Source organism: Halobellus captivus, assembly GCF_007655485.1.
GTDB classification, from domain to species: domain Archaea; phylum Halobacteriota; class Halobacteria; order Halobacteriales; family Haloferacaceae; genus Haloquadratum; species Haloquadratum captivum.
In genome coordinates, this window is sequence record NZ_VJXQ01000008.1 from 55920 (window position 1) to 62154 (window position 6235).

Genomic DNA, 6235 nt, shown 5'->3' on the forward strand with positions numbered 1-6235 from the left:
AATCAATGCTTCTAACTAAACACTACCGATGATCGACGGCATATGTACTTAAGTAGTGGCCAGTTCTACCCAGTGATATGACGATTCTAGCCACAGTCGGTGGAAAATACGAACAGGACGAAGTCGTCAAACACGGAAATGACCTCGCGACAGCATTCGACGAGGACCTCGTTGTGCTCCATATTATGGAGCAAGAACAGTTCAAAGAACTCCGAGGACGCACAGAGATCAAGTCCCCCATTCACGTACCAGTTGGAGACGATACAGCTGGTCTTCCGTACGTAGAGTCCCAACAACGGGAGAAACCGTATAACCTAGAAGATGCGGTGTCAGACGCCTGCGGCGTCGCACAGGAGTGCATCTCACGAACGCTATCTGGTGAAGACCAATCACGAATCACGATCAGGGGACGAGTAGGCAGTCCAGCAGACGAAATCATCGCAGAAGCACGAAAAATCGAGCCTCGGTACATCTGTGTAGGAGGGCGAAAGCGGAGCGCCGTCGGGAAAGCCGTCTTCGGGAGCACCGCCCAGTCGGTTATCCTCGAATCTGACTATCCAGTCGTGACATCGATCCGGTCGGAGTAATTGCGGATTCGACGAACTTTCACTCGAACATACCCTTGGAGAAAGAGGTGAACTGGTGATTCATCGTCGCTATGGCTGCGATGCTGGTCGGGAGAGTCGATGCGTTGTCGTCTGGTGCCTTTCGCATTGAGGGCCACCCGATCTCATATCTAATTCAGGGCATTCAGAACCTGCTTGTAGGAACTCGGTTGCAGAGTATTGTTAGCCCAATTCGATCTTGAAGAGACAGATCGGTGGACGGCTACAGGTTGTTTATGAACGTGGCGGTGACGCGGTTGAACTTTTCAGCTTCCTCGTATTGGGGCCAGTGGGCCGAGTGTTCGAAGAGTTCGTACTCGTTATTCGGGATAAGATCCGCGACGTATTCGATCATATCAGTCTTCGCGCCGGGGTTATACGTCGAGTGGATAAGCTGGGTTGGAACATCAATCGAGGAAAGTTCATCGGTTGAAATAAACGGATCTTCAGTAGCGTCAGCGAGGACGAGGTGGTAGATTTGGGGCATTACCTCCTGTACCTCCTCTCGTTGGTAAATCTGGTGACGAACATCGACGATCTCTTCCGGGGGTTCGTCCACGAAGAGCCAATCACAACGTCGCCGAACACCGTCATGGGGGAAACTCTCCTCAAGCATGCTCATCGTCCGGTCATACAAGTCCTGGGTTTCTTCGTCCTGTTTTTCACGGATCTCTTCGGAAACATGGTCCTGCACGGAGGCCCCGAGTCCAGCCATCGTGTTGAGGCCGATCGACTCCACAAGTTCGGGACGATCGATCCCGAGTCGACAGGTAATCCATCCGCCGAGCGACTCCCCGCTCACGTGAGCACTCTCATAGCCGAGTGCGTGAATCAGGTCCTCGATGTGATCTTGGTAGTCCGAGATCGTGTAGTCAATGTCCGTCGGAGCGTCTGAATAGCCGTGGCCAATGAGGTCAACCGCGTAAATTGAGCGGTCGTCGAGGCGATCTGCGAGGCCAACCATATTTTTGATATACGTCTCGGCGTGACCCCCGATACCGTGAATCAAAATTAATGGCGGCTCATCGCCCGATCCAGTGTGGAGACATCGGGTTCGGTATTGGTCGCCCTGAATGTACTCGATACGGCCACCTAGCATTTCGGTCCAAAATGTCATAGTTTATACCCAAGCCCACTATTGGCATACCAGCACTAATAATTTTCGTCGCGTGACAGAGGCCAGTCAACTCCTTGGTCGCCGGAAAACAGGGAGGAAATCCACGCCTAAAGCTATGGGAGGACCTCGACAAAAGGTCCGTAGTAGCACTCGATCATTTTCTGACGAATCGGTTGATTAGGTGGGCTACTTCGTCTGCCTGGTCGATCATTTCCCAGTGTCCAGCGTCTGTTATCGTATGCAGAGTTGCGTTCGGAATACAGTTAGTATAATGCCAAGAGTATTCAGGGTCCAGAAGTTCGTCATCCATTCCCTGGAAAATAAGGGTATCATGAGGGATCTCGCCGAGAGCTGCGTCGGTGTAGGCAAACTCCCCATTGTTCACTGCCCGCTGGATCGCCTCAAAAGCCTCTGGAACACCAGTCTGGCCCCACATCTCGAGGCGGCGCTCAGCGATCTCTTCAAAGTCAATGTTCCCCGTCGCACTCATAGATCGAGCGACATTTTTCATTCGTGCAAAATCGAGCTCTCGCGAGCCACCGTTGCCTGTGTCCGACTCATGTATGTACCGACCGGAAGGACCTAGGAGGACAAGTTTATCGAGTAAGTCTGGGCGCCCAATCGCGATGCCCATACATACAGATCCACCGAAGGATTGCCCGACGAGAGTTGGGAGATCAAGTTCTAGAGTCTCGATAAAATCGATAACGTGTTGTCGAACGTGGTCACCGGAATACTCGAACACGTCTGGTTCTGGTGCTTCTGACTTAGCGAACCCAACTAGGTCGGGCGCTAAGATGCGGTACCCTTGGTTAAGCAGAAAGTGGATGACGTATTGCCAATTTCCCCATGAGTCTACTCCCGGCCCCCCACCATGGATTAATACGATCGGCCGCCCAGCGCCAGCTTCCCAGTAGTGGGTCTCGATACCTCCGGCATCAACGTACTTCTCTTTAATTACTCGTGCCATCTGCCGAACGATATTTTCTGGTCTGGGGACTTATAAACTGGGGACAGAAAGGTGTGTTCCGAAAGCAATCCAACGATGGAGCGGCAGAGAGCGAGCTAAAAGAGACCCCAGTCTCGACTATCGCAGGTGATGTCAGAACGACAAAGATCCACAAAGGATTGCATCCTAATTTCGGGGTTGATGGGAATTGAGGACACTATGAGTGCGGACTCCGCCTTACAGAGGATATCTAAGAAGGGAGCGACTCCGGACTTCTTTATACTTTGCCAACAACGCCTATACGTATGCCAGAACTAGCAAAGTTAGGACACATTGCGCTAGAGACGCCCGACCTTGAGGAATCAGTCTGGTTCTTTCGTGATGTGCTCGGGTTAAATGAGGTAGAGCGAACTGATGATACCGTGTACTTTCGGGGACAGGTAGATTTCGAACACCACTCTCTCAGTCTTACTCAGGCAGCTGAGAGCGGTGTGAATCACATCGCATACCGGACGGAGAGCCCCAAGGATGTCGGACAGTTCGCGGACCATTTTGAGGCTAACGGAGTCGACGTAACGTGGGTGGACTCCGGAACGGAAGCCGGCCAAGGAGAGGCAGTTCGGTTTACTGTTCCACACGGCCATCAATTCGAGATCTACTACGACATCGAGAAGGTTGAGACACCAAAGGAAACGCGGTCGCGACTCAGAAACCGGATGCACAAAGCAACGAGCCGAGTTACGCCGCGGCATATTGATCATGTGAACATTCTTGACCGAGACGCCGGGGAAACCGCGGCCTGGCTTCAAGACCACTTGGGATTCCAACTAAACGAGTACTTTGCGACACCGGACGATGAGTACTTCCGTAACTGGCTCACCGTCGCAACGCTACCCCACGACGTCGCGGTGGGCACCACGTTCGTCGAAGAGGAGCCCCTTGAGCGGCTTCACCACGTCGCATACCGCGTCGAGAACATCCATCATCTCTTCGAAGCAGCAGACGAACTCAGCGAAAATGATATCCAAATCGACGGCGGGCCTGGTCAGCACGCGATGACCGAGGGCAAGTTCCTGTATTTTAGAGACCCCGCCAGCGATATTCGAGTCGAGTTGTACACGGGTGGCTATCCTGTGTTCGACCCAGACTGGGAACCGATTCGGTGGACAGAGGATGATGCTGGTGTCGCTGGTGACCACCAATGGATCGGAGATACGACGGACAAGATGGGACGTCTCGGACTCACTCCGTACGCTAATTGGTGAAGGGTCGATAGGGGTTAAGCTAGCTGCCGCTGTGTTCGTTCAATTCTCGGCAAGGCCGCTCCTTGCCGTTCACGTCCTCCTCAGGAGAAAAACCTAGCTAGGCGATACTTTGCTCACCAGCGAGGCACCTCCATCCCGGACAACGCGAAGATTTTTGTAATGAACCATGTATGCATATTGTAACCAATGACTCACGTTCCTTGGCACGAGACGCCTGAGAACGCATCTGAGATGGATACGATCGAACTAACGTCCGTCGGAATCGACGTTGGGACGACGACGACACACTTGATGATATCCCAGCTTGAAGCCACTCGTAAGGGCGGCTACTCCTCGTTTCAAGTCACCGACCGGGAGACAGTGTACCAGAGCGAAATTCACCTCACACCGTACGACCACGAGAATCAAATCGACGTTAACGCCATTGAGGAAATTATCGACACGGAATACGGAAAGTCGGGATTCGACCCGGTAGATATCGATACTGGGGCCGTGATCGTGACGGGAGAGGCATCTCGCAAGGAGAATGCCGATCGGATTGCCGATCACTTCTCAGAACGATCAGGTGAGTTCGTCTGTGCAGCGGCAGGTGCGAACTTGGAAACATTGATGTCTGCCCATGGATCTGGGGCAGTCGATTACTCTGTTGATGAGAAGGAGACTGTTCTGCACATCGATATTGGAGGGGGGACCTCCAAACTCGCACTCATCAATGAGGGCTTCGTCGAGGATACAGCGTCAATCAATGTGGGAGCGCATCTAGTTGCATTCGACGAGGGTGGAACCATTGATCAAGTCGAAGAGGCAGCTGAGAAGATATCCGAAGATACCGGTATAGTTGTCGAACCAGGCAAAGTACTTGACAATGAGACCAAGCACCGCCTCGCCGATCGATTCGCGAAGCTGTTGTTCGAAGCCGTAGATGGTACACTCTCTCCCGTAGCTGAGTCCCTGTTGGTTACTGAGCCCCTCGAAATTGTTCCGTTCAATGTAATCACGTTTGCTGGTGGAGTTTCCGAATACATTCACAACCGTGACGCCACCTATTATCGCGATCTCGGACCTGAACTTGCAGACAGTATCCTTGGAGAAGTAGAGAAGCGAGACCTTGCCATCGCCGAGTTGGGGACAGGGATTCGGGCGACAGCGATTGGATCGACACAACAGACCGTCCAAGTAAGTGGGAATACCGTTATGATTACTGACGACGCCGTCCTCCCGTTGCGGAACATCCCTATGGTTCCGTTCGTAATTAACCACCACGACGAAGATATCGAGGGGAAGTTGCTCGAGAAGTTAGAGACGTACGATGTTCAGAAACTCGACCAGGGGCTCGCATTCGGGTTCCATCTCCACGGCCCGCCATCAAGTGAGTTCCTTAAGCAGGTGGCCGACGCAACTGTCGCGAGCTGGAAACAGACGGTTCCGGATTTCCCGCTCATCATCGCTGTTGAATCCGATGTCGGTCGAAGTATCGGGGAAAAAGCCGCTCAACAGACCGACATAACGGTTATTTCTGTGGACGGCATTGACCTCAACCAGTTTGGCTATATTGACATCGGCGAACCAATCTATGAAACGAATGGAGTGGCGGTCCCGGTCACGGTGAAATCACTAGTTTTTGAGGGGTGACCCCCCGTCTACTCGTCAGCTTATTTTATTCCTGTTGAAGGTCGTCCGCGCTCCCAGGCCAAACACCCTGAATTTTTTGAGACGCTACCTCACAGGTTTCACTCCTCTGGGCCGAACGGTGTTTCCAGAAACTCGGAGAATGCTTCGTGCTCCTGCCACGAAAGACTTTCCAGCTCAAGAGGATCAAGACGAATTTTATGGCCGAGTTTTGGTGACTCGATCTCAAGACGAACCCCATTCCTCGTCTCCACTTTTTGCACATTCACAATCGCGAATTCATTTGAAAGCTCCATCTCAGAATAGCACATGGCCCCGTGGATCTTAACTTTCCCTCTTTCTTAGCGGGTCCTGTTTAGTTCCTTGACTTCGTACGTTATGCTGTTGGAGCGCGTAGGACGTACGTGAACCGTTGATGCTGCCAATCACGTCTTCCTGTCGTGTACTGAGCCAATCGATCAGTTCGAGTGTTTCTCAACGCGGCAGAAACACCACGCCAAAACCTACGTGACAGGTCTTGTTGCGGCCAGCAACAAGACCGTTCAAGGCATCTCGAATATCGTTCTCCCGGCTAGGAGCGAACGCGCCTTGAATAAGTTCCTCACCGAGTACGACTGGGACGAAGATCAGCTCAACAGAGAACGCCTCGCGCTGCTCCAACAAGCCGATG

The 6235-nt window shown here is 52.5% G+C and carries 6 protein-coding genes and 1 pseudogene; 4 read left to right on the forward strand and 3 right to left on the reverse strand.

Translation table 11 applies throughout. From position 1 onward, the window contains the following. Positions 1-77: 77 nt before the first annotated feature. Positions 78-587 carry a universal stress protein gene (locus FJT57_RS15485; protein WP_144906712.1) on the forward strand — a complete coding sequence of 170 codons (510 nt, stop codon included), beginning with the start codon at positions 78-80 and terminating at the stop codon, positions 585-587. A 241-nt stretch (positions 588-828) separates the two neighbouring features. Here the strand turns inward: FJT57_RS15485 and FJT57_RS15490 are convergent, their stop codons facing one another. Further along, positions 829-1722 (reverse strand): alpha/beta fold hydrolase, encoded by an 894-nt coding sequence (locus tag FJT57_RS15490; protein ID WP_144906713.1) that lies wholly within the window; start codon positions 1720-1722, stop codon positions 829-831. A 154-nt stretch (positions 1723-1876) separates the two neighbouring features. Then, entirely contained in the window at positions 1877-2692 is an 816-nt protein-coding gene (locus tag FJT57_RS15495; RefSeq protein ID WP_144906715.1) for an alpha/beta fold hydrolase, read from the reverse strand. Between the two features lie 284 nt (positions 2693-2976). Here FJT57_RS15495 and FJT57_RS15500 point away from each other — a divergent pair, with 284 nt between their 5' ends. Together FJT57_RS15500 and FJT57_RS15505 are read left to right on the forward strand one after the other, a co-directional pair. Beyond that, on the forward strand, positions 2977-3936 hold the full coding sequence (locus FJT57_RS15500) for a VOC family protein (RefSeq protein WP_144906717.1): 960 nt from the start codon (positions 2977-2979) through the stop codon (positions 3934-3936). 186 nt (positions 3937-4122) lie between these two features. Continuing rightward, positions 4123-5568 (forward strand): ethanolamine ammonia-lyase reactivating factor EutA, encoded by a 1446-nt coding sequence (locus tag FJT57_RS15505; RefSeq protein WP_144906719.1) that lies wholly within the window; start codon positions 4123-4125, stop codon positions 5566-5568. A gap of 98 nt (positions 5569-5666) precedes the next feature. Here the strand turns inward: FJT57_RS15505 and FJT57_RS15510 are convergent, their stop codons facing one another. After that, positions 5667-5861, reverse strand: coding sequence for a hypothetical protein (locus FJT57_RS15510; protein WP_203229211.1), 195 nt, complete (start codon positions 5859-5861; stop codon positions 5667-5669). Positions 5862-5980: 119 nt separating this feature from the next. Between FJT57_RS15510 and FJT57_RS17090 the strand changes: the two are divergent. Further along, a pseudogene (locus FJT57_RS17090) lies at positions 5981-6235 on the forward strand (transposase); the annotation flags it as partial.